Here is a 20,119-nt window from a genome sequence, read left to right on the forward strand (position 1 = left end):
AACTTTTGCCCCTTTCGCCACGTGACTTAGATTAAGGCATCATGGCACGCGGGGGAAAGACAATGCGCAACGGCATCTTATCACTCTTCGGGGGGCTGATCCTGTCAGCCCTCCTGAACTTTGGCGCGGCGGCCCAGGACGCTGAGATTCAAAGCACGATCAAGCAGCAGTTTGAGGCCTTCAAGGCGGATGATTTCGCCGCCGCGTTTGAATTTGCTACGCCGCGTCTGCAAGGGCTCTTCCAGAACCCTGAAAATTTCCGCCGTATGGTCACAACCGGTTATCCGATGGTGATGCTCCCTGCTGAAGTGCGGTTCTTGGATCGCCGAGCGCAAGGCGAAGCGATCTGGCAGAAGGTGCAGATAACCGACGCAAAGGGTTTTACGCATCTGCTTGCCTATCTGATGGAGCAAACCGACGAGGGTTGGCGCATCGGCGCGGTGCAGATTCTTGACGCTCCGGGGGCGACTGTCTGAAGCATGCCCCGCGCGCGCCACTCCGTTCTCTTTTCTGCGACGTAAATACGTTGCACCGTGCGGGCGATACGCCTTGGCAACCCTTGTCCGCGTACCCCGTTCACTATGTGGGTGTTGCGTCGCACAGCGTTCGCAGCCCTCAGTCTGGTTTAACACTTCGTTGATATTTCCATGACTTCGCGGTCCGACAGCTTCGGATCACAGTCACAGTTCGGCACGCCACCGGTCCGGGGGGCATGTGTCGGCCCGGGGAAAGGAAATGCGATGAACAAGGCAATTACCGAGGGTGTGGTGCTGATGCCAACGCCGTTCGCGGCGGGGTTGGATGTGTATTCTAGCGGCGATGGGACGCCGGGGTCGGATACCTATGAAAGTGCCGCAAATGCCGCATTTGTCCCAGCGGACCAGGATTTTGGCGGCGCGTTGGAATTGCAGAAGATCACGTCGACGACCAAGGTGCGCTACATGGGGCAGACACCGTTGTTGCCGGGCTGCTATCTGCGGGTAACGGCGCGGATCAAGGCCGTTAGTGGCAATCTGCCCTCAGTGCGCATCGCCGCCTATCCGGCGACAGCGGGCGGGGCAAAAGTATCGGGTGTACCCGAATTCGGGCCCGCCACGGTTTTGCAGACCTATGGCGACGTTGTCGAAGTGTCGGCGATCATCGGGGCTGGCGCGCGTGGCGGGGTCGATATGGTTTGGGGAACAGCGCCGATCTATGCGCATGTCGGGCTCGACCTGACTGGGCCGAATGGTGGTGTGGTGCGGATTGACGATCTGGTGGTGGAAGACATCACATCTGTTTTCCTGCGCGACATGCTGGCCCAGATTGACGTGCGCGATTACGGTGCCATCGGAAATGGTGTGACAGATGACACAGCGGCCTTTGAGGCGGCGAATGCGGCAGCAGACGGGCGCACCGTGTTGGTACCTGCAGGGAATTTCCTGCTGAACGGTGACGTCACCTTTGATACCCCGGTCAAGTTTGAGGGCAGGGTGACGATGCCAGCCGCGGCCGTGTTGCTGCTGCGCCGGAATTTCGATCTGCCAAACTATGTCGAGGCATTCGAAAATGAAGAAACTGCCTTTCTGAAGGCGTTTCAGGCCCTACTGAATAACGCCGATCATGAATCGCTTGATATGGGAGGGCGCAAGGTCACGGTGACGCAGCCATTGAATATGCAGGCCGCCGTGCCGGACCGGACGGTCTATGCGACGCGCCGTGTGATCCGCAACGGCCAATTGGAGGCGGCGGCCAGCTCTGCCTGGGACACCCAGGTGGTGACATCGCAGGCGACGTATTCCGCATCCAACAATCGGACGCTGACGAACGTGACAAATGTGTCCAATATTCCCGTGGGGTCATTGGTCGAAGGCACCGGCGTGGGGCGCGAGATTTACGTGCGGTCCAAGAACGTGGCGACACAGGAAATCACGTTGAACGCGTCACTGTTTGACGCGGCCGGCACGCAGACTTTCACCTTTCGGAAATTCCAATATCTGATGGATTTCAGCGGGTTTTCTGCGCTGAGCAAGTTCACCATGTCTGACATCGAATTCCAGTGTAACAACCGATGCAGCGGCATCAATCTGGCGCCGTCGGGCATTACCTTTAACCTGCGGGACTGCTTTATCAGCCGTCCTATGGACCGGGGCATCACCTCGATCCGGGGCGGGTGCCAAGGGATGTTCCTTGACCGCTGTCAGTTCCTGTCGTCCGAAGACGCGCTGAACGTGCCGCAGCGCAAGACCATCGGGTTCAACACCAATGCGAATGATCTCAAGCTGCGCAACTGCAGGGCAACGCGCTTTCGCCACTTCGGGCTGATCGCGGGGGGCAACAGCATCATCACGGGCAACCATTTCTTTCAGGGTGATGCGGTGGCCAACGGTATACGCTCTGCCGGTTTGATCCTGGCTGCCCAGCACACCAGTTCGATCGTGTCAGGTAACTACGTCGATAACTGTTTCATCGAGTGGACAAACGAACAAGATCCGGCCCCGGAATACAGTAATGAATTTTCTTTTAGCGCGCTGAGTATCACTGATAACATTTTCCTGTCAGGGGACGTGGCGCCTTGGTTCAGCTATATTGTGGTCAAGCCGCATGGCACGGGGCATTTTCTGACGGGGGTCAGCATCACGGGTAACAAATTCCGTAGCATCAACGGCGGTATTGATCGGGCAGAACGGGTCGATACGACATATGCAGATCTGGATTTGTCGCGCTGCAAGGATGTGGTGATGGTCGGAAACTCCTTTCACAATGTCACCAATCAGGTGCACAACCTTGCCGAGATCGAACATACGGAATCGACACCAAGCGACACGTGGGTGATCGACACCAGTGGCAAGTTGCCCTTTGGCGGGCAGGCGCTGAACGTCGATACCGTGGTGGCCCACGGGGCGTTGCGGAACGGCGGGAATGTCACGCAGTTCGTGGTGCCCTATGTCAAGAATGCACAAGGGCCCGACAAGGATCAGGTGCATCTGATCTGGCCGTCAGATGTGAAGGGAAAGGTGTTGATTACCGTGCGGATGGACAACCGCTAGACCTGCACAGATCAACGAATTTTGGCCCCGGGGGAGCGATCCTACCGGGGCTTTTACCATCAGAAACTGCGCCAGAGACCAATTTTTATGGCTGTGCCGCGGGGGCTGCCCAGCGGGGTTTCGGTCCCGACCTGAAAGCGGAATTTGCTGAAACTAGGCGAAATCACGACAGAAGGGGCCAGTTTGGCATTGGCCCCGGCAGGATCGTGCGTGACGAATAGTTGTAGCATCCCGGTGGTGACGGGGGTGAAATCAATCCCAATGGTGCTGTCGATCTTGGTTACCGTCGTGTCGATGCCGATATCTCGGCGCACCGAGGCATCAACCGCCATCCAGCCAGAGTGGTCGTTCCATTTGACACTGCGCCCCCACGAGAGGCCCGCCCTGACATGCGGGTAATAGAACTCACCCGCCCAGGTGGCCCCGATCCCCAGTTCGTAGGCCCAGCGATTATCGCTATCGGTGGCCCCTATGGGCATCCTTAGGAACAGAGTGGCGTGACCTGACTGCTGGCCAAGGCGGCTGTTATAGAAATTTATATCGGCGCCCAGGGTCAGATTATCGCGCAATCCGAATTCGATATAGGTCGATTGGCTGGTATCAAGGAAATAGCTGCCGCTAAAGCTGGTGGCGGAAAAGCTGCTTCCCTTTTCGCGCAGCCATGCCCCAGCGCTTGCGCCTGTGGCAAACAGATGTGTCGCGAAAAGGATGATACCAAAACTAGGTCGCACTGCGTTCTCCCGGTCCGATATTGGTTAATGGGAGTTAACAAATTGTTAGGATTGGGGGACGCAGCGGCTCCAACAGCAAAAAACCCAGTGCGCGTGGCACCGGGTTTTAATGATCTGCTTTGATCGTTTCGGTTCTGACCCTGCGTCAGACGTGTGCGTGCTTTCCGCGTGGGCCAGCGACCAGCCATGCGATAAAGCCGAGGACGGGCAGGATCAGGATGGCAAGCACCCAGACGATCTTGGCCGCGCCGGAGCTGCCGGACGTCAGCACTTGGTAGATGGCGTAAAGGTCGGCGATCAGGATGATTAGTCCCAGAAGTCCATATTCCATTGTCATTCTCCGAGATAAAATTGTTGTTCCATTGCCAGTTCAACCCCTTGTCACCGGATTTTGTTCCCTGATCAGTAAATGGCGGAACCACGCGTGTTTCCCGCCTGTTGGTTAAACATCGAGAAATGCAACAATAGGAACGACACCCATGCCAGCCCAATCCAAATCACAACAGCGTGCCGCCGGTGCGGCGCTGTCCGCAAAACGTGGTGAGACCAAAGTGTCTGATCTTCAGGGCGCTTCAAAGGACATGTACGACGGCATGACCGAGGAGGAGTTAGGGGATTTTGCCAGTACCGATCACGATAACCTGCCCGAAAAGGTGGGCGAGAGTTGAGGGCGGATGAGGGGAGATGGGCCAAAATTTGCCGGCAATTCGCGCTCGGCGGAACAGGGCCATCGACGCGGCGTTTAATGTGCATCACCCCCACCATGAAAGGAATGCGCTATGAATGATTTGTCTGCACCTTCAACACTGGTTTCCTCCGACGATGTAAACGGTACGGCTGTCTACGGCTCCGCTGGTACGGAAATCGGACACATCGACCACCTCATGATCGACAAGAAATCTGGCAATGTCGCCTACGCCGTCATGGGGTTTGGCGGTTTTCTAGGGCTGGGTGAAGAACATTACCCGGTGCCTTGGAACGCGTTGCGCTATGATGTCGATCGCGATGGCTTTGTCACCAATATCGACGAGGCCACTGTCAAAGGCGCGCCGGACCGTCACGACGGATGGCACAGCGACCGAGACTGGCAACAGCGCACATTCGATCACTACGGTGTGCCGTACTATTGGCTGTAATTGCCAGTAAATAATTGCCAGTAAATTGATTGGGCAGGGAGGGCGGTTTCGCCCTCCTTTTTATGCCCGTCTTCCTATGCCTGTCGGCGTCAACCAAGTGGCTGGCCCGAACCATCCATCCTAACGCCGACCGCCATACCGCGACTTGCCGCCGCGCATGCCTCCTCGGCCGCCGGTGCTGCGACCCGACGCTTTCTGAGCGTCGCCGACAGCCTTTTCCACGGCGTATTGCCGCGCCATCGGATCGTCGGAGATTGCCATATCCACCGCTTCAAGGCGTTTGACCTCATCGCGCAGGCGGGCGGCTTCTTCGAACTCGAGGTTCTCTGCGGCCTTGCGCATGTCGGTGCGCAGACCGTCCAGCACGGTTTGCAGATTGCCACCGGCCAGCGGGTTGTCGACCTTGGCGGTGACGCGGTTCATGTCGACATCGCCTTTGTAGAGGCCTGCCAGAATATCCTCGACGTTCTTTTTCACCGTCTGCGGGGTGATGCCGTGTTCTTCGTTATAGGCGATCTGCTTGGCCCGGCGGCGGTCGGTTTCGCCCATCGCGCGTTCCATGCTGCCAGTGATGCGGTCGGCATACATGATCACGCGGCCTTTTTCGTTGCGCGCGGCACGGCCAATCGTCTGGATTAATGAGGTTTCAGAGCGCAGGAACCCTTCTTTATCCGCATCCAATATGGCCACCAGACCACATTCGGGAATGTCCAACCCCTCGCGCAGCAGGTTGATGCCGATCAGCACGTCAAAGGCCCCCAGCCGCAGGTCGCGCAGGATTTCGATACGTTCAATCGTGTCGATATCGCTGTGCATATAGCGCACGCGAATACCCTGTTCGTGCATGTATTCGGTCAGATCTTCGGCCATGCGTTTGGTCAGCGTGGTACACAGAGTGCGGAACCCATCGGCGGCGACGCGGCGCACCTCGTCTAGCAGATCATCGACCTGCATTTCCACAGGGCGGATTTCGATCATCGGGTCCAGCAGGCCGGTGGGGCGGATAACCTGTTCGGTGAACACACCGCCAGTTTGTTCGATTTCCCATTTCGCAGGGGTGGCCGAGACAAAGACCGATTGCGGGCGCATGGCGTCCCATTCCTCAAACTTCAGGGGGCGGTTGTCCATGCAGGACGGCAGGCGAAACCCATGTTCGGCCAGCGTCATTTTGCGCCTAAAGTCACCTTTGTACATGCCGCCGATCTGCGGGACGGACACGTGGGATTCATCTGCAAAAACAATGGCGTTGTCGGGGATAAATTCAAACAGGGTGGGGGGTGGCTCGCCCGGGGCGCGGCCTGTGAGGTAACGCGAATAATTCTCAATGCCGTTGCAGACCCCGGTGGCCTCCAACATTTCCAGATCAAAGTTTGTGCGTTGTTCCAGCCGCTGCGCCTCAAGCAGTTTGCCATCGCCGACCAGTTGATCCAGCCGCATCCGCAGCTCTTTCTTGATGCCGATGATGGCCTGGGACATCGTCGGTTTAGGGGTCACATAGTGGCTGTTGGCATAGACGCGGATCTGGTCGAAATTGTCGGTCTTTTCCCCGGTCAGCGGGTCAAATTCCGTGATGCTTTCCAGTTCCTCACCGAAAAATGACAGCCGCCAAGCGCGGTCATCAAGGTGGGCAGGGAAAATCTCAAGACTGTCGCCGCGCACCCGGAACGACCCGCGTTGGAAGGCCGCATCGTTGCGTTTATATTGCTGCGCCACAAGGTCTGCGATCACCTGCCGCTGATCGTAGTGTTCGCCCACTTTGATGTCCTGCGTCATCGCGCCGTAGGTTTCGACGGACCCAATGCCGTAGATGCACGACACCGACGCCACGATGATCACATCGTCACGCTCCAGCAGCGCCCGCGTGGCCGAGTGGCGCATGCGGTCGATCTGTTCGTTGATCTGCGATTCCTTCTCGATAAAGGTATCAGACCGCGCAACATAGGCTTCGGGCTGATAGTAATCGTAGTAGGAAACAAAGTATTCCACGGCGTTGTCGGGAAAGAAGCCTTTGAATTCGCCGTAAAGCTGTGCCGCCAAAGTTTTGTTCGGGGCCAGAATGATGGCGGGGCGCTGGGTCTCTTCGATCACCTTGGCCATGGTGAACGTCTTGCCAGTGCCGGTCGCCCCCAGCAGCACCTGATCACGCTCTCCCGCATTCACCCCTGCGGTTAACTCCTTGATCGCGGTTGGCTGGTCACCCGCGGGCTCAAATTCCGTCACCAGCTTGAACGCCCGCCCGCCCTCAAGCTTTGGCCGGGTCCGCACATCGGGTGCGGGGTTTGCCAGCACAGGCATCACGTCTGATTTGTCGGAATGGGCATAGGGCATCGGCGGCATCCTTGGGTGGGCAGCCCCATAGGTGCGCTCTTTTGCCTGAGGTTCAAGGGGGCGGGGCGTTATGCTGACAGAAACTGACAGCAAACGCTGCCACGGTCACGTCATCAGACGCTTGCGATTCTTGCGAACCTTGCTGGCCAGGGGGGTGAGCGTGGCGCTGAGCACCTGATCGGGGCTTTTGCCAGCCAAGGCGGCGCGGGTGCCGGCGCTCATGGCCTTTGCCATGGCGGGGCCCTTTTCGTTGATCATGCGCGCGTTTTCACCGGGGCGGGCGGGGATCGCCCCGGCCATGGCCATCAGCCGCAGTGACATGACGATCTGGGTCTCGACCGCCAGCGTCGCAAATTGTGCTTGCATGGCGAAAAACGAAAATGGGTTCATGATAGCCTCCAAAAGCTCTGCCGAGATATAGCGCTGCGTTGCAGCATTGTAATGGCGCGCGCGAATATGTTTGCATTCTCTTGCCCCTTTGGGCGGAATATCGGATAAGCTGTCACCATCCAAAAGCGAAAGATCACACAATGCGCGCACGTATCTACCAACCCGCCCGCACCGCGATGTCATCGGGCACCGCCAAGACACGTGTCTGGCTGCTGGAATTTGCCCCGTCCGAGGCGCGCGAAGTTGATCCGTTGATGGGTTGGACATCGTCCAACGACACACAGGCGCAGGTACGTTTGCAGTTCGACACCCGCGAAGCGGCGGTCGAATATGCCCGCGAGAATGGCATCGACGCGCAGGTGCAGGACCCGCAAAAGCGCAAACCCAATATCCGTGCCGGCGGCTATGGCGAGAACTTTGCCACTGGACGCCGAGGGGCCTGGACCCACTGAGGCATTATTAATCCCGTGACCATTACCCAACTTGTCACCCATTCCGGCGGGTTTCATGCGGATGAACTGCTGTCATCCGTCATTCTGACCCGGCTGTATCCTGACGCCACACTGCTGCGCACCCGCGACGAGAGTTGGATCGCCCCGGCGCAAAGCCGGATCGTTTACGACGTGGGCCGGGATTACGATGCCGACGCGCAGATTTTCGACCACCATCAACGCCCGACACCGCTGCGTGACGATGGCCAGCCCTACAGCTCCTTCGGACTGATCTGGAGGCATTACGGCCCTGCCTATCTGCGTGCGCTCGACCTGCCGGAGACCGACATCCCGGACATACACGCAAGTTTTGACGCCGACTTCGTATTGCCGATCGACCTGATGGATAACGGCGCCCTGGACCCGTCGGCGGCAGGGCCCCTGCTGTCCGGGCTGACCTTGCCGATGCTGCTTGAAAGCCTAAAGCCGGTGTTCGACAACCGCAGTGCGCAGGCGGATGATGAGGCGTTTGCAAACGCGCTGCCCATCGCCCGCGCCTTTGTCGAGGCGGCCATCGCGCGCAAAGCCGCCAAGCGCCGCGCATATTCCATCGTAATGCAGGCAATAACAAAGGCAGGCACCGCGCGGGTGTTGGAGCTGCCCATGGGCATGCCGTTTAGATCAGCCATTGACGCGGCTGGGGCCGATCACCTGCTGTTCGTCGTTCATCCGCGTGACAGTGACTGGGCCATCACAGGCATACGGGTGCGTGAAGACAGTTTTGACCAACGCGCCGATCTACCTGCTTCCTGGGCGGGCCTGACCGATGATGCGCTCGAAGCAGTCTCTGGTGTGGCCGGTGCCAAGTTTTGTCACAATGCCCGCTTTATCGCCGTGGCCAGTACCCATGAGGCGGCCCTGCGCATGGCATTCCTGGCGGTAGAGGCGGCGATGGCACAGCGCGAAATCGTCAGTTGATCCAGTCGACTTCCCCTTGATGCGCGGCGGGGCTTCCCCCTATAAGCGCAGGCGTGCTCCCTTAGCTCAGCTGGATAGAGCAGCCGACTTCTAATCGGCAGGTCGAGGGTTCGAATCCTTCAGGGAGCGCCACCAGACACCGACATTGGGCGCATGGCCTGTGACAACTGCCGCGCGGCCGCCTGCAAATCGGCGCTGAAACGGGCAGTCGCCCGTTCCTTTGCGACCGGATCGGGTAGCCGCAGCAGATACGACGGATGCATTGTGATCAGCACAGGGTGACCTGACGGTGTGCGTTCCATCGCGCCGCACCGGGCAAGAATATCTTTGCCCGTACCGGTCAACGCTTCGGCCGCCGTCGCGCCCATCGCAAGGATCAATTTCGGTTTCACCTGCGCAATTTCTGCATCCAGCCACCAGCGGCAATGACTGATTTCCGAGCTGTTGGGCCGCTGGTGCAACCGGCGTTTGCCGCGAGGTGTAAACTTGAAGTGTTTGACCGCGTTGGTCACATAGGCTTGCCCCCGGTCCAGCCCGACAGATCCCGCGATCTTGTCAAAAAGCTGTCCGGCGGGGCCAACAAAGGGCCGCCCGGTCAAATCCTCCATGTCGCCGGGTTGTTCGCCAACGATCATCAGGTCGGCGTCGACAGGCCCTTCGCCGGGCACGGCTTGGGTTGCGGACCTGTGAAGAGGGCAGCGGGTACAGGCCGAAACCGCCGCAGACAGCGCGCTGCGGTCGCCCTCCCAGGCGGAATGGCAGGCTTCCAACTGTGCCTGAACCTTGGCCAGCCGGGCAGGCGGTAGGGTCGGGGCCGCTTCAGCCATCTGGCGCGCGCGGGCAGGGGCGCCTGCGATCAGATCAGGTATCGCGACGGCTTCGGGCATGTTTTTCCAATACTTTTTGGGCATCTCTGATTGCATTGCTTTTACCTTCAACCGGGCAGGATTGAAGATATTGCGGAAATAGGTAACCCAAAGCTGTTCGTTCGCATCCTCAGGCAAAGTCGGTTTGTCCTGGCCCTGATGAAAGGACAGATCACCGTTTACAAAGGTTGCCGTGACATCCGGTGTCATGATCCGCCAGTCCATATCGCTGAACCGTCCGACAAAGAAATCCGCCGTCGGCTCAACGGTATGATGCGTGGGTTCAAACCAGGCGGCAAATGATCGGCGGGCGGCGTCTGCCTCGCCGATGTCGCGAAACCGCACGAACGCCTTCATCTTGTGCTGGCAACGGCGCACGTTTTTCTCCATTTGTCGCAGGCGGGCCAGATCGGCATCCCCCCGGTCCGTCATCAAATGAGGGGCGTCCTTTACCCGCCACAAAAAGGCGTAGAGCCGCGCAAACCGTTCCGGATCATTATGCCAGACAACCGTCTGCGCCATCGCGACGAAGCTGCGCGGCACAGTCATCTTTGTACCGGCTGGCAAAGGTGTCTCGCGTGCGAACAGGTCCAGTGCCGTCGATGCCTCGCCCCAAATGATCTGGTCAGGTGACACGCCCGCTGTCAAAAATTGCCGCGCCAGATCGCGCCATGCCTGTGCGGCCCCGATGCGGGGTACAACCGCCCGGTGCATTACAGCAGGATCAACTGTTGCGGGGGCGGCGTGAAACGCGCGCGCAAATCAATGCTGTCGATCAACCCGCGCGGCGACCAACCGACCGCCGTGATAAAGGCACGCGCTTTTTTGATCGACGCACCCATCCGCGCGAGGTCTTCATAGCGCAACGTGCGGTGGCGGCGGGTCGACAGGATGCGATTGACGGTCTTGATCCCAAACCCCGGCACACGCAGCAGCATTTCCCGGCTGGCGCGGTTCACGTCCATCGGAAAAACCTCGCGATGGATGAGGGCCCAGGCCAGCTTGGGGTCCACTTCGAGATCAAGATTGCCATCCGGTGCGACAGACGTGATTTCATCGAGTTTGAAATCGTAAAACCGTAGCAGCCAATCGGCCTGATACAGACGGTGCTCACGCTGCAACGGTGGCCGCACCAGCGGCAATTTCGACGACGAATCCGGGATCGGGGAAAAAGCCGAGTAGTACACCCGCTTTAGTTTATAGCTGGAATATAGCCGGGTAGACTGGCCCAAAACAGTGGCGTCGTTCGATCCATCCGCGCCGATGATCATCTGGGTCGACTGCCCAGCCGGCGCAAATCGCGGCGGGCGTTTGCCAGTGAATGACATCTCCTTGCCCGCTTCCTTGCGTAGACGGACATCGGCCATCGCCTTGCGAATTTGTTCGGGTTTCTTCTCGGGGGCATATTGCTTGACCGCGTCATCGGTCGGCAGCTCCACGTTGATTGACAGCCGGTCTGCCAGCAATCCGGCCTCGGCGATCAGTTCCGGTGCGGCATCCGGGATCGTCTTGAGGTGAATATAGCCGCGAAAACTCTCTTCGTGCCGCAGTTTGCGGGCGATCTGAACCATGTCGGACATCGTGGCATCAGGCGATCGGATCACCCCTGAGGATAAAAACAGCCCCTCAATATAATTGCGGCGATAAAATTCGATCGTCAGCTTGACCACTTCGTCCACACTGAACCGGGCGCGGGCCACGTTCGACGACACCCGGTTGATACAATAGCTGCAATCGTAGATGCAGAAATTGGTCATCAGGATTTTTAACAGACTGATGCAGCGCCCATCCGGCGCGTAGGCATGGCAGATGCCACTGCCTTCGTTCGATCCCAGCCCCTTGCCATCGCGCGAGTCGCGTTTTGTCGACCCCGAAGAGGCACAGGAGGCATCATATTTCGCGGCATCACTGAGAATCGCGAGCTTTTGTTCAAGTGTTTGCTTTGCCATGCGTTCACTATATGTTCTCGCGTCTCCGTCGGCAATTCCATTTGGGTCATGTCGTGGCGGCAGGCGATCAAACACGCGTTACCGGGCGTGAGGACAGTAGTGATCCTCATCGTGTACGACGCTGGAAATTTGTCAGGCTGAATGGTGCTGCTACAGAGAATCGAACTCTGGACCTCTCCCTTACCAAGGGAGTGCTCTACCTCTGAGCTACAGCAGCATCGTGGCGGGTGATTAGCGGCATTCCGAATACGGTGCAACCCTAATCTGGACCCTACCGGCACCCTGCGCTAGATAGGCATCATGGCAAAGGATACCGCCCCCAAAAAGCCCGCGAAACCGGCATCAAGCCGTGAGGCACGGCTCAAAGCTGCGCTCAAGGCCAATATGGGTCGGCGCAAGGCCCAGGCGCGCGCCCGGGCCATTGATGTGGCGGATGATACAGGCAATGGCCCGCAGGGGCCGGAAAAGGAAAGCTGAACGATGGATTCCATTCTGGTCAGGGGCGGTGGCGCCCTTCACGGGCAAATTCCGATTGCAGGCGCGAAAAACGCCTGCCTTGCCTTGATGCCTGCAACACTGCTCAGCGAAGAACCGCTGACACTGACCAATGCGCCACGGCTCAGCGACATCCGTACGATGACCGAACTTTTGCGCTCGCTCGGGGCCGAGGTCACGTCGTTGCAGGAGGGCAAAGTGATCGCCATGGCCAGCCACGGGCCGATTAACACCCGCGCCGAATATGATATTGTGCGCAAGATGCGCGCCTCCAACCTTGTGTTGGGTCCGCTTTTGGCCCGCGAAGGCCATGCCGAAGTGTCGCTGCCCGGGGGCTGCGCGATTGGCGCACGTCCGATGGACATTCACACCGATGGTCTGGCCAAAATGGGGGCCGAGATCGAATTGCGCGATGGCTATCTGCACGCCAAGGCGCAGGGCGGCAAGCTCAAGGGCGCGGTGATTGATTTCCCCTTCGCCTCGGTTGGCGCCACCGAAAACATCCTGATGGCCGCGACCTTGGCCAAGGGCACGACCGTAATCAACAATGCCGCGCGCGAGCCTGAAATCGTCGACCTGGCCAATTGCCTGCGGGCCATGGGCGCCCAGATCGACGGCGACGGCACCGCGAGCATCACAATTCAGGGCGTCGACAGCCTGCACGGTGCAACCCACCGCGTGGTGACGGACCGAATCGAACTTGGCACCTATATGCTGGCCCCGGCCTTTTGCGGCGGCGAAGTCGAACTGCTGGGCGGGCGGATCGACCTGCTGGCGGCGTTCTGTGAAAAGCTGGACGCGGCAGGCATTGATGTGTCTGAGACCGAGGCAGGGCTTAAAGTCGCGCGGCGCAATGGGCGCATTGGAGCCGTGGATATCACCACCGAACCTTTCCCCGGTTTTCCCACTGACCTTCAGGCGCAGATGATGGCGCTGCTATGTACCGCAGACGGAACATCAGTGCTGGAAGAAAAGATTTTTGAAAACCGCTTCATGCACGCGCCTGAACTTATTCGCATGGGGGCCAAGATTGACGTGCACGGCGGTCATGCCACCGTGACCGGCGTTGACAAACTAAAAGGCGCGCCGGTGATGGCCACCGATCTGCGCGCCTCGATCTCGTTGATCCTCGCGGGTCTGGCAGCCAGCGGCGAAACCACGGTCAGCCGCGTCTACCACCTTGATCGCGGCTACGAACATGTGGTCGCCAAATTGCGCGGCGTCGGCGCCGATATTGAACGGGTGCACGGCACATGACAGAAGACGCACGTTTCCAAGACGGCCGCGAGGCTCCTCTGAACCTGGGCGCGCTGGATGACGCCGACCTCGGCATCGTCGCGGCCTTGGCACAGGATGCCGTCTTTCCGGCGTCCGAAATGCGCTGGCACCGCAAGGGCGCGCGCTTTGCCCTCTTGCTCAACCGGCTGCGCCGCGAAGATGGCGACACATCGCGCCACGCGCCGGAACGGGTGCAATCGGTGCTGATGTTCAACAACGTGCAAAAGGTCGCCAGCCAGGGCGTACCCAAGGGCGACGCCGACACCATCCTGTCGCTGCTCGACATCACATTTGATGCCACTGACGCCCCCTCCGGCCAGATCACCCTGATCCTCGCAGGTGACGGCGCGATCCGGCTTGATGTCGAAGCGCTCGAAGTGACCCTCAAGGACGTGACGCGCCCCTATGTTGCGCCGTCAAAGAAGCGTCCGTCCCACCCCGAATAACCCGCACCGCGGTATCTCAGGATTAATCCAATGTCTGATCTCAAACCTGCAAAATATATCAGGGGCCGCACCGTTGCCCTTGTCCTCGAAGTGTTCGGTTGGGCCTTGATCCTGCTGGGGCTGGCGATGGCGGTTAACCTGCTGTTGCAGGGCCTGCAAGTGCTCGCCCTGCTGCCCGCGCTCTCAGCGGCGTCGGGCGGGCTGTTTGCCATTCTTGCAGCCCATGCGGCGCGTGCGCTTTTCGATCTGGCCCAGGACACCCGCGCACAGCGTCTGGCCCAGCGATCCAGCCCCGCCACGACTGGTGCCAACGCCCCCACCAAACCCGCCGCCACCAGCTTGCGCGCCGAGCCCAGCATCCGCCGCCCGGCCCCCCAATAACCGCGTCTTTGGACGTTAAATACCCTCCGCTGGAGGCATACTTCTCTTTTTGGAGCCTGATCCGCCATGCCCGTGACCCTTGACGCTACCGCCCCAGATTTCGAAGCCGCCTTCGACAAGCTGTTGAACGCCAAACGCGAAGACAGCCCCGACGTGGACGCGGTGGTCGCCGAGATCATCGCAGATGTACGCAATCGCGGCGACGCAGCGCTGATCGCATTGACCGAGAAGTTTGACCACGTCACCCTCACGCCCGATACGCTGCGCATCTCGGCGGATGAAATCGCAGCGGCCGCCGCCCAAGTCTCGGCCGAAGACCGACACGCGCTGGAATTGGCTGCCCACCGCATCCGCGCGTACCACGTGCGCCAGCTGCCCCAAGACGCTGAATGGACCGACCCCGACGGCGCAACCCTGGGCTGGCGCTGGACCCCGGTTTCTGCGGCGGGTCTCTACGTGCCGGGAGGGTTGGCCAGCTATCCTTCCTCTGTCTTGATGAACGCCGTCCCGGCCAAGGTCGCCGGAGTCGCGCGCCTGGCCATGGTCGTGCCAACCCCGGGGGGCGTGCTGAACCCGCTTGTGCTGCTGGCCGCTCAGATCGCGGGCGTGGACGAAATTTACCGCGTCGGTGGCGCGCAGGCGGTGGCGGCACTTGCCTATGGCACCGCCACCATCCCACCGGTGGACAAGATTACCGGCCCCGGCAACGCCTTTGTTGCCGCCGCCAAACGGCGCGTTTTCGGCAAAGTCGGCATCGACATGATCGCCGGGCCGTCGGAAATTCTGGTCATTGCGGACGCCGACAACGATCCCGACTGGATCGCGCTTGACCTGCTCAGCCAGGCCGAACACGACGAAAGCGCACAAAGCATCTTGATCACCACCGATCCCGCTTTTGGCCGCGCGGTGGCAGATGCGGTGCACAAACGGCTCGAAACCCTTGAACGCCGTGCGATTGCCGGGGTCAGTTGGCGCGACAATGGCGCAATCATCACCGTGCCCGACCTCGCGACGGCGGCCAGGCTTAGCAACCGTATCGCGCCCGAACACCTTGAACTATGTGTTGCTGACCCGGACGCGCTGAGTGCGCAGATTACGCACGCAGGTGCGATATTCCTGGGGCAATGGACACCCGAAGCCATCGGGGATTACGTCGGCGGGCCAAACCACGTCTTGCCCACCGCCCGCTCGGCACGGTTCTCGTCGGGGCTGTCGGTGCTTGATTTCATGAAGCGCACCACGCTGGCGCGGATGTCGCCCGACGCGCTGCGTGCGATTGGGCCTGCGGCGGAACGGCTGGCCCGCTCAGAGAGCCTTGAGGCGCATGGTCTGTCTGTGACGGCGCGGTTGCGCAAGTTGAACGGGTAGGGCGCGTTGCGCGCGATTGGGCGTAAACCAATTACGCAAAAATAATCACCCCCCGAGGGTGTTCTGGACCCGGAAAAGAATGTGGTAAGCGAAGATGCGTCCCCCGAGTAAAGCGCTCGGGGAACGCCGCTTTGGTTTATTGCTTGGGCAGCAGAACGCCGTCGATCACGTGGATCACGCCGTTTGACTGCTTGACGTCAGCGATCGTCACGTTGGCTTTGTTGCCGTTTTCATCGGTCAAGATCATTGCGCCATCGGCGTAGGTCGCTTGCAGAGTGCAGCCGCCCAATGTCGGTACAGGGTGGGTGCCACCATCATCGGCGATCATGCCTTGCAGTGCCTTGGCCATCACTTCCTTGCCAACCACGTGGCAGGTCAGGATCTGGGTCAGGGTTTCCTTGTTCTCAGGCTTTACCAGTGTCTCCACGGTGCCGGCGGGCAGCTTGTCAAAAGCGGCGTTGGTTGGGGCGAACACGGTAAAGGGGCCTTCACCCGACAGTGTTTCGACCAGACCGGCGGCTTTCACAGCGGCGACGAGCGTGGTGTGGTCCTTGGAGTTCACGGCGTTTTCCACGATGGTCTTGTCTTCGTACATCGCGGCGCCGCCGACGATGGGGCTGCCTGCAAAGGCGGTGCTGCCCACAAGGGCGAGGGCGGCGGTGGTCATCAGTGTTTGGGTAAAGGTCATTTCGGGTCTCCCGTTCATTATTCGCGATCGTCTTGCGATCCGGTTGAACCCACGCAGGGCACCGACCAAAGTTTCAACAAATGGCAGAATTATTTTTGGAAGGGGGCAAGGTGGCCAATGCGCCGCCATCTAATTGCAGTGGCAACCGGCCCAATCGGGTTTTCGCCCTTGACGGCGGTGCATGGCTGGCTTAGTCCACGCGCCGATGGCGTTATAGCTCAGTTGGTTAGAGCGAACGACTCATAATCGTTAGGTCCCTGGTTCAAATCCAGGTAACGCCACCATCTTTCCTCCAAAAACCAAGGCCTCTAGGCCCGCCTGCAGCCCGGAAATATTCGCGCATTGCGTGCAGTGTTTGCATTTTACTGCGAAATTTTCTCGGGCCTGTTGACTGTCACCTGATAACTTTGCCTAGATGTGCAAGAAATTGCGTTGGGGGCGCGGGATTTACTTCGGGGGGCAGGATTTACCTTGGTGACATCCAACATGCACTCACTTAGCGTTGCTTAACAAAACAACTGCATTGCATCCACTTGGGATGCGAGCGGGTTATCAGGGAGGATACGATGACCATCACGCGGAAAACATTTCTGAACATGGCCGGTGCGGCCGCGCTGGCCTTTGGCTTTGGCGCGACATCTGCCGCAGCGCAGGACGTCACGCTGCGCCTGCACCAGTTCCTGCCGCCTCAGGCCAACGTGCCAAAGCTGGTGCTGGACGTCTGGGCAGACAAAGTCGAGGCCGACAGCGAGGGCCGCATCAAGATTGAACGGTATCCGTCGATGCAGCTTGGCGGCACCCCGCCAGAGTTGATGGACCAGGCCATTGATGGCGTGGCCGACATCGTCTGGACCGTGGTCGGGTATACGCCGGGCCGCTATCCGTCGACCGAGGTGTTCGAACTGCCCTTCATGATGACCAATGCCCGCGCTGCCAGTTCGGCCTATTGGCAGATGTTTGAAAAGCACATGAAGGACACCGAATTTAAAGACGTCCATATCCTTGGCACTTGGGTCCATGGCCCCGGCATGTTGCACACCAACAAGGAAATCCGCACGCCCGCTGACATGCAGGGCATGAAGATCCGCGGCGGGTCGCGTCTGGCCAATGCGCTGCTGGAAAAGGTCGGCGCGACACCTGTCGGCATGCCGGTTCCGGCGATCCCCGAGGGGCTGTCCAAGGGTGTGATCGACGGGGCGACGATCCCGTGGGAAGTGACACCGGCGCTGAAAGTGTCGGAACTGGTCAAGAACCATACCGAGTACACAGGCAACGCGCTGTATGTGCTGACCTTTGTTCTGGCGATGAACAAGGACAAGTATGAAAGCCTGCCTGACGACCTGAAAAAGGTGGTCGACGATAACTCCGGTCTGGAATTCTCGATCTTTGCGGGTGGCACACAGGAGGATGCGGATGTTGGTGCGCGTCAGATCGCGGTTGATCTGGGCAACAACATCGTGACCCTGAACGAAGAAGAAACCGCCGTTTGGAAAGAGGCCGCGCAGCCGATCTATGCGGAATGGATTGCGGATATGGACAGCAAGGGCATCGACGGTCAGGCGCTGATCGACGAAGCCCGCGAATTGATGGACGCCTACGACAAGTAAGCGTACCACCAAGGGCCATGGTCTGCGGCGGCATTGCCCGCCGCAGACCTTTTTTAACCCCCAAGAGGTTTTCCAGATGCACAGAGCGATCCAGACCCTTGCCCGTGTCACGGCCATTGCCGGTGGCGTGGTGTTGTTGGTGTTGATCGTGATCACCACGCTGTCGATCGTCGGGCGGGCGCTGAACAAGCTGATGCACGGAGATTTCTTTCGCGAGAACATGACCGGGCTGGCGCAGTTTGTGCTGGATCTGGGGGTGGGGGAGATCAACGGCAATTACGAGATACTGGAGGCCGGTGTCGCCTTTGCGATCTTTTCCTTTTTGCCGATCTGCCAATTGTATGGTGCCCATGCGAGTGTCGATATTTTCACATCCTTCCTGCCTGCGCGGGTGAACCGCTGGATTGTGGCGTTCTGGGAGGTGGTGCTGACGCTGGTGATCTTGTTGATCATCTGGCGGTTGTACGAGGGGATGCAGCGTTATCTGGGCAATGGCGAGACGACATTTTTCCTGCAATTTCCGGTCTGGTGGTCCTATGCCGCCAGTTTTGCCGCCGGGATCGTGGCCTGTATCATCGCCGTCTATTGCGTGGTGATGCGTGTGGGCGAAGCGATGATTGGCCGTCCTTTGCTGCCATCAGAACACGGGGGCCACTGACGTGACCAATCTTGAGATGGGCTTTTGGTCCTTTCCTATTCTGCTGCTTATGGTGTTTTTGCGCGCACCGATTGGGTTGGCGATGCTGCTGTGTGGGTTTGGCGGCTGGTATATGGCGATGGGCGGCAACCCGACGCCGCTGTTGGCCAAGCTGAAGTCCGAAACCTACACCACCTTTTCAAGCTATTCGCTGAGCATCATCCCGTTGTTTTTGCTGATGGGCCAGTTTGCCACGCTGTCGGGCATGTCCTCGGCGTTGTTCAAGGCCGCCGAAAGTTTCCTTGGCCACCGCCGTGGGGGCGTCGCCATGGCCGCTGTGGGGGCCTGTGCGGGCTTTGGTGCGATCTGCGGGTCGTCACTGGCCACCGCCGCCACCATGAGCCGTGTGGCCCTGCCTGAGCTGCGGCGCTATGGCTATTCCGGTGGGTTTTCCACCGCGACGCTGGCGGCGGGGGGGACATTGGGGATTTTGATCCCGCCTTCGGTCATTTTGGTGATCTATGCGATCCTGACGGAGCAGAATATCGCCAAGCTGTTTTTGGCGGCCTTTATCCCCGGCATCCTTGCGGCGCTGGGCTATATCGCGACGATTTCGGTTTATGTGCGGCTGCATCCGGATGCGGCGGGCACGCGGCCCCCGGTGCCGATGGGCGAACGGTTTCGCGCGCTGGCGGACACATGGCCGGTGCTGGTGATCTTTTTCGTCGTGGTGGGCGGCATCTATCTGGGCTGGTTCACCCCAACCGAAGGGTCGGCCATCGGCGCGGCCGGCACCGGGCTGGTGGCGCTGATGTCCGGCTCTCTGAACTGGGCAGTGCTGCGCGAGAGTCTGCTGGGCACTGCACGCACCACAGCGATGATCTTTTTCATCGTGCTGGGGGCGGCGTTTTATAACGGGTTCCTCGCCCTGTCTGGCGTGCCTCAGTACATGGCGGAATGGGTCACGACCCAGGGCTATGCGCCGCTGACCGTTCTGATCGTGATCTTGGTGTTCTATCTGATCTTTGGCTGCCTGATGGATAGCCTGTCGATGATATTGCTGACGGTGCCGATCTTCTTCCCTGTCATCTCGGCGATGGATTTCGGGATGAGCCCGGAACATCTGGCGATCTGGTTCGGCATCTTGGTGCTGATCGTGGTTGAGGTTGGGCTGATCACGCCACCGGTGGGGATGAACCTGTTCATCATCAATTCAATGGACCGCGAGACACCGATTACCGACACTTACAAAGCGGTCATGTACTTTGTCGCCTCTGACATCGTCCGCGTCGTGATCCTTGTCGCCTTTCCTGCAATCACCCTGTTTCTCTTGCCCTGACGGCGGTTGATTGCACTAAAGTGCAGCTTTGCCACGGATTGC

At 59.4% G+C, this 20,119-nt stretch carries 21 protein-coding genes and 3 tRNA genes; 16 read left to right on the forward strand and 8 right to left on the reverse strand.

The features are described 5' to 3' along the window. The first annotated feature begins 41 nt into the window (after window positions 1-41). Window positions 42-476 carry a DUF4864 domain-containing protein gene (locus AC1965_RS02740; protein WP_483885775.1) on the forward strand — a complete coding sequence of 145 codons (435 nt, stop codon included), beginning with the start codon at window positions 42-44 and terminating at the stop codon, window positions 474-476. A gap of 264 nt (window positions 477-740) precedes the next feature. Next, window positions 741-3,029 (forward strand): glycosyl hydrolase family 28-related protein, encoded by a 2,289-nt coding sequence (locus AC1965_RS02745; protein ID WP_483885776.1) that lies wholly within the window; start codon window positions 741-743, stop codon window positions 3,027-3,029. Window positions 3,030-3,088: 59 nt separating this feature from the next. Here AC1965_RS02745 and AC1965_RS02750 read toward each other — a convergent pair whose 3' ends face one another. Next, window positions 3,089-3,760 (reverse strand): hypothetical protein, encoded by a 672-nt coding sequence (locus AC1965_RS02750; RefSeq protein ID WP_483885777.1) that lies wholly within the window; start codon window positions 3,758-3,760, stop codon window positions 3,089-3,091. A 145-nt stretch (window positions 3,761-3,905) separates the two neighbouring features. Next, on the reverse strand, window positions 3,906-4,091 hold the full coding sequence (locus AC1965_RS02755) for a PLD nuclease N-terminal domain-containing protein (protein ID WP_483885778.1): 186 nt from the start codon (window positions 4,089-4,091) through the stop codon (window positions 3,906-3,908). Window positions 4,092-4,239: 148 nt separating this feature from the next. Between AC1965_RS02755 and AC1965_RS02760 the strand changes: the two genes are divergently transcribed. Next, the gene (locus AC1965_RS02760; RefSeq protein ID WP_483885779.1) at window positions 4,240-4,428 is read left to right on the forward strand and encodes a DUF3008 family protein; all 189 of its coding nucleotides are present in this window, start codon (window positions 4,240-4,242) and stop codon (window positions 4,426-4,428) included. A gap of 111 nt (window positions 4,429-4,539) precedes the next feature. Then, window positions 4,540-4,896 (forward strand): PRC-barrel domain-containing protein, encoded by a 357-nt coding sequence (locus AC1965_RS02765; RefSeq protein WP_483885780.1) that lies wholly within the window; start codon window positions 4,540-4,542, stop codon window positions 4,894-4,896. Window positions 4,897-5,016: 120 nt separating this feature from the next. Here the strand turns inward: AC1965_RS02765 and uvrB are convergent, their stop codons facing one another. Then, a complete protein-coding gene (uvrB, locus tag AC1965_RS02770; RefSeq protein WP_483885781.1) occupies window positions 5,017-7,224 on the reverse strand; it encodes an excinuclease ABC subunit UvrB in 2,208 nt (735 codons plus the stop codon). A 105-nt stretch (window positions 7,225-7,329) separates the two neighbouring features. Further along, window positions 7,330-7,614 carry an antifreeze protein gene (locus AC1965_RS02775; protein ID WP_483885782.1) on the reverse strand — a complete coding sequence of 95 codons (285 nt, stop codon included), beginning with the start codon at window positions 7,612-7,614 and terminating at the stop codon, window positions 7,330-7,332. A gap of 140 nt (window positions 7,615-7,754) precedes the next feature. On the opposite strand from AC1965_RS02775, the gene AC1965_RS02780 reads away from it, so the two are divergent. From AC1965_RS02780 to AC1965_RS02790, 3 genes are all read left to right on the forward strand, one after another. Beyond that, complete coding sequence (locus AC1965_RS02780) at window positions 7,755-8,066, forward strand: ETC complex I subunit (protein WP_483885783.1); 312 nt, start codon at window positions 7,755-7,757, stop codon at window positions 8,064-8,066. 15 nt (window positions 8,067-8,081) lie between these two features. Further along, the gene (locus AC1965_RS02785) at window positions 8,082-9,023 is read left to right on the forward strand and encodes an MYG1 family protein (protein ID WP_483885784.1); all 942 of its coding nucleotides are present in this window, start codon (window positions 8,082-8,084) and stop codon (window positions 9,021-9,023) included. A 55-nt stretch (window positions 9,024-9,078) separates the two neighbouring features. Beyond that, window positions 9,079-9,155 (forward strand) — tRNA-Arg (locus AC1965_RS02790). On the opposite strand, the gene AC1965_RS02795 is transcribed toward AC1965_RS02790, so the two are convergent. From AC1965_RS02795 to AC1965_RS02805, 3 genes are all read right to left on the reverse strand, one after another. Continuing rightward, window positions 9,143-10,603 (reverse strand): UdgX family uracil-DNA binding protein, encoded by a 1,461-nt coding sequence (locus AC1965_RS02795; protein ID WP_483885785.1) that lies wholly within the window; start codon window positions 10,601-10,603, stop codon window positions 9,143-9,145. The two genes, AC1965_RS02790 and AC1965_RS02795, sit on opposite strands and share 13 nt — an antisense overlap. Next, complete coding sequence (locus tag AC1965_RS02800; RefSeq protein ID WP_483885786.1) at window positions 10,603-11,838, reverse strand: putative DNA modification/repair radical SAM protein; 1,236 nt, start codon at window positions 11,836-11,838, stop codon at window positions 10,603-10,605. The genes AC1965_RS02795 and AC1965_RS02800 overlap by 1 nt, the downstream gene beginning before the upstream one ends. A 142-nt stretch (window positions 11,839-11,980) precedes the next feature. Continuing rightward, window positions 11,981-12,055, reverse strand: a tRNA-Thr gene (locus AC1965_RS02805). Between the two features lie 83 nt (window positions 12,056-12,138). On the opposite strand from AC1965_RS02805, the gene AC1965_RS02810 reads away from it, so the two are divergent. The 5 genes from AC1965_RS02810 to hisD all read left to right on the forward strand — a co-directional run bounded on the left by AC1965_RS02810 (window position 12,139) and on the right by hisD (window position 15,806). After that, on the forward strand, window positions 12,139-12,315 hold the full coding sequence (locus AC1965_RS02810) for a hypothetical protein (RefSeq protein WP_483885787.1): 177 nt from the start codon (window positions 12,139-12,141) through the stop codon (window positions 12,313-12,315). Between the two features lie 3 nt (window positions 12,316-12,318). Continuing rightward, entirely contained in the window at window positions 12,319-13,590 is a 1,272-nt protein-coding gene (gene murA, locus AC1965_RS02815; RefSeq protein ID WP_483885788.1) for a UDP-N-acetylglucosamine 1-carboxyvinyltransferase, read from the forward strand. Beyond that, the gene (locus AC1965_RS02820) at window positions 13,587-14,057 is read left to right on the forward strand and encodes a DUF2948 family protein (protein ID WP_483885789.1); all 471 of its coding nucleotides are present in this window, start codon (window positions 13,587-13,589) and stop codon (window positions 14,055-14,057) included. Before murA ends, AC1965_RS02820 begins: the two co-directional genes overlap by 4 nt. Before the next feature lie 30 nt (window positions 14,058-14,087). Beyond that, window positions 14,088-14,438: a hypothetical protein gene (locus tag AC1965_RS02825; protein ID WP_483885790.1), complete on the forward strand. Its 351-nt coding sequence runs from the start codon at window positions 14,088-14,090 to the stop codon at window positions 14,436-14,438. A 66-nt stretch (window positions 14,439-14,504) separates the two neighbouring features. Beyond that, window positions 14,505-15,806 carry a histidinol dehydrogenase gene (hisD, locus tag AC1965_RS02830; RefSeq protein WP_483885791.1) on the forward strand — a complete coding sequence of 434 codons (1,302 nt, stop codon included), beginning with the start codon at window positions 14,505-14,507 and terminating at the stop codon, window positions 15,804-15,806. 136 nt (window positions 15,807-15,942) lie between these two features. Here hisD and AC1965_RS02835 read toward each other — a convergent pair whose 3' ends face one another. Continuing rightward, window positions 15,943-16,494: a fasciclin domain-containing protein gene (locus tag AC1965_RS02835; protein WP_483885792.1), complete on the reverse strand. Its 552-nt coding sequence runs from the start codon at window positions 16,492-16,494 to the stop codon at window positions 15,943-15,945. A 207-nt stretch (window positions 16,495-16,701) separates the two neighbouring features. Here AC1965_RS02835 and AC1965_RS02840 point away from each other — a divergent pair. From AC1965_RS02840 to AC1965_RS02855, 4 genes are all read left to right on the forward strand, one after another. Further along, window positions 16,702-16,778 (forward strand) — tRNA-Met (locus AC1965_RS02840). 282 nt (window positions 16,779-17,060) lie between these two features. Further along, window positions 17,061-18,101: a TRAP transporter substrate-binding protein gene (locus tag AC1965_RS02845; RefSeq protein ID WP_483885793.1), complete on the forward strand. Its 1,041-nt coding sequence runs from the start codon at window positions 17,061-17,063 to the stop codon at window positions 18,099-18,101. A 76-nt stretch (window positions 18,102-18,177) separates the two neighbouring features. Further along, window positions 18,178-18,759: a TRAP transporter small permease gene (locus AC1965_RS02850; protein ID WP_483885794.1), complete on the forward strand. Its 582-nt coding sequence runs from the start codon at window positions 18,178-18,180 to the stop codon at window positions 18,757-18,759. A gap of 1 nt (window position 18,760) precedes the next feature. Further along, window positions 18,761-20,077 carry a TRAP transporter large permease gene (locus AC1965_RS02855; protein WP_483885795.1) on the forward strand — a complete coding sequence of 439 codons (1,317 nt, stop codon included), beginning with the start codon at window positions 18,761-18,763 and terminating at the stop codon, window positions 20,075-20,077. Window positions 20,078-20,119: the final 42 nt, after the last annotated feature.

The organism is Sulfitobacter sp. KMM 9851 (assembly GCF_057178245.1).

What these genes read in the sequence shown, in the direction of transcription:
- AC1965_RS02825 (WP_483885790.1), top strand. Translation starts at nt 14,088, where the DNA reads ATGTCTGATCTCAAACCTGCAAAATATATCAGGGGCCGCACCGTTGCC.
- hisD (WP_483885791.1), top strand. Translation starts at nt 14,505, where the DNA reads ATGCCCGTGACCCTTGACGCTACCGCCCCAGATTTCGAAGCCGCCTTC.
- AC1965_RS02795 (WP_483885785.1), bottom strand. Translation starts at nt 10,603, where the DNA reads ATGCACCGGGCGGTTGTACCCCGCATCGGGGCCGCACAGGCATGGCGC.
- AC1965_RS02850 (WP_483885794.1), top strand. Translation starts at nt 18,178, where the DNA reads ATGCACAGAGCGATCCAGACCCTTGCCCGTGTCACGGCCATTGCCGGT.
- AC1965_RS02775 (WP_483885782.1), bottom strand. Translation starts at nt 7,614, where the DNA reads ATGAACCCATTTTCGTTTTTCGCCATGCAAGCACAATTTGCGACGCTG.
- AC1965_RS02845 (WP_483885793.1), top strand. Translation starts at nt 17,061, where the DNA reads ATGACCATCACGCGGAAAACATTTCTGAACATGGCCGGTGCGGCCGCG.
- AC1965_RS02755 (WP_483885778.1), bottom strand. Translation starts at nt 4,091, where the DNA reads ATGGAATATGGACTTCTGGGACTAATCATCCTGATCGCCGACCTTTAC.
- murA (WP_483885788.1), top strand. Translation starts at nt 12,319, where the DNA reads ATGGATTCCATTCTGGTCAGGGGCGGTGGCGCCCTTCACGGGCAAATT.
- AC1965_RS02820 (WP_483885789.1), top strand. Translation starts at nt 13,587, where the DNA reads ATGACAGAAGACGCACGTTTCCAAGACGGCCGCGAGGCTCCTCTGAAC.
- AC1965_RS02800 (WP_483885786.1), bottom strand. Translation starts at nt 11,838, where the DNA reads ATGGCAAAGCAAACACTTGAACAAAAGCTCGCGATTCTCAGTGATGCC.
- AC1965_RS02745 (WP_483885776.1), top strand. Translation starts at nt 741, where the DNA reads ATGAACAAGGCAATTACCGAGGGTGTGGTGCTGATGCCAACGCCGTTC.
- uvrB (WP_483885781.1), bottom strand. Translation starts at nt 7,224, where the DNA reads ATGCCCTATGCCCATTCCGACAAATCAGACGTGATGCCTGTGCTGGCA.
- AC1965_RS02835 (WP_483885792.1), bottom strand. Translation starts at nt 16,494, where the DNA reads ATGACCTTTACCCAAACACTGATGACCACCGCCGCCCTCGCCCTTGTG.
- AC1965_RS02740 (WP_483885775.1), top strand. Translation starts at nt 42, where the DNA reads ATGGCACGCGGGGGAAAGACAATGCGCAACGGCATCTTATCACTCTTC.
- AC1965_RS02765 (WP_483885780.1), top strand. Translation starts at nt 4,540, where the DNA reads ATGAATGATTTGTCTGCACCTTCAACACTGGTTTCCTCCGACGATGTA.
- AC1965_RS02780 (WP_483885783.1), top strand. Translation starts at nt 7,755, where the DNA reads ATGCGCGCACGTATCTACCAACCCGCCCGCACCGCGATGTCATCGGGC.
- AC1965_RS02760 (WP_483885779.1), top strand. Translation starts at nt 4,240, where the DNA reads ATGCCAGCCCAATCCAAATCACAACAGCGTGCCGCCGGTGCGGCGCTG.
- AC1965_RS02810 (WP_483885787.1), top strand. Translation starts at nt 12,139, where the DNA reads ATGGCAAAGGATACCGCCCCCAAAAAGCCCGCGAAACCGGCATCAAGC.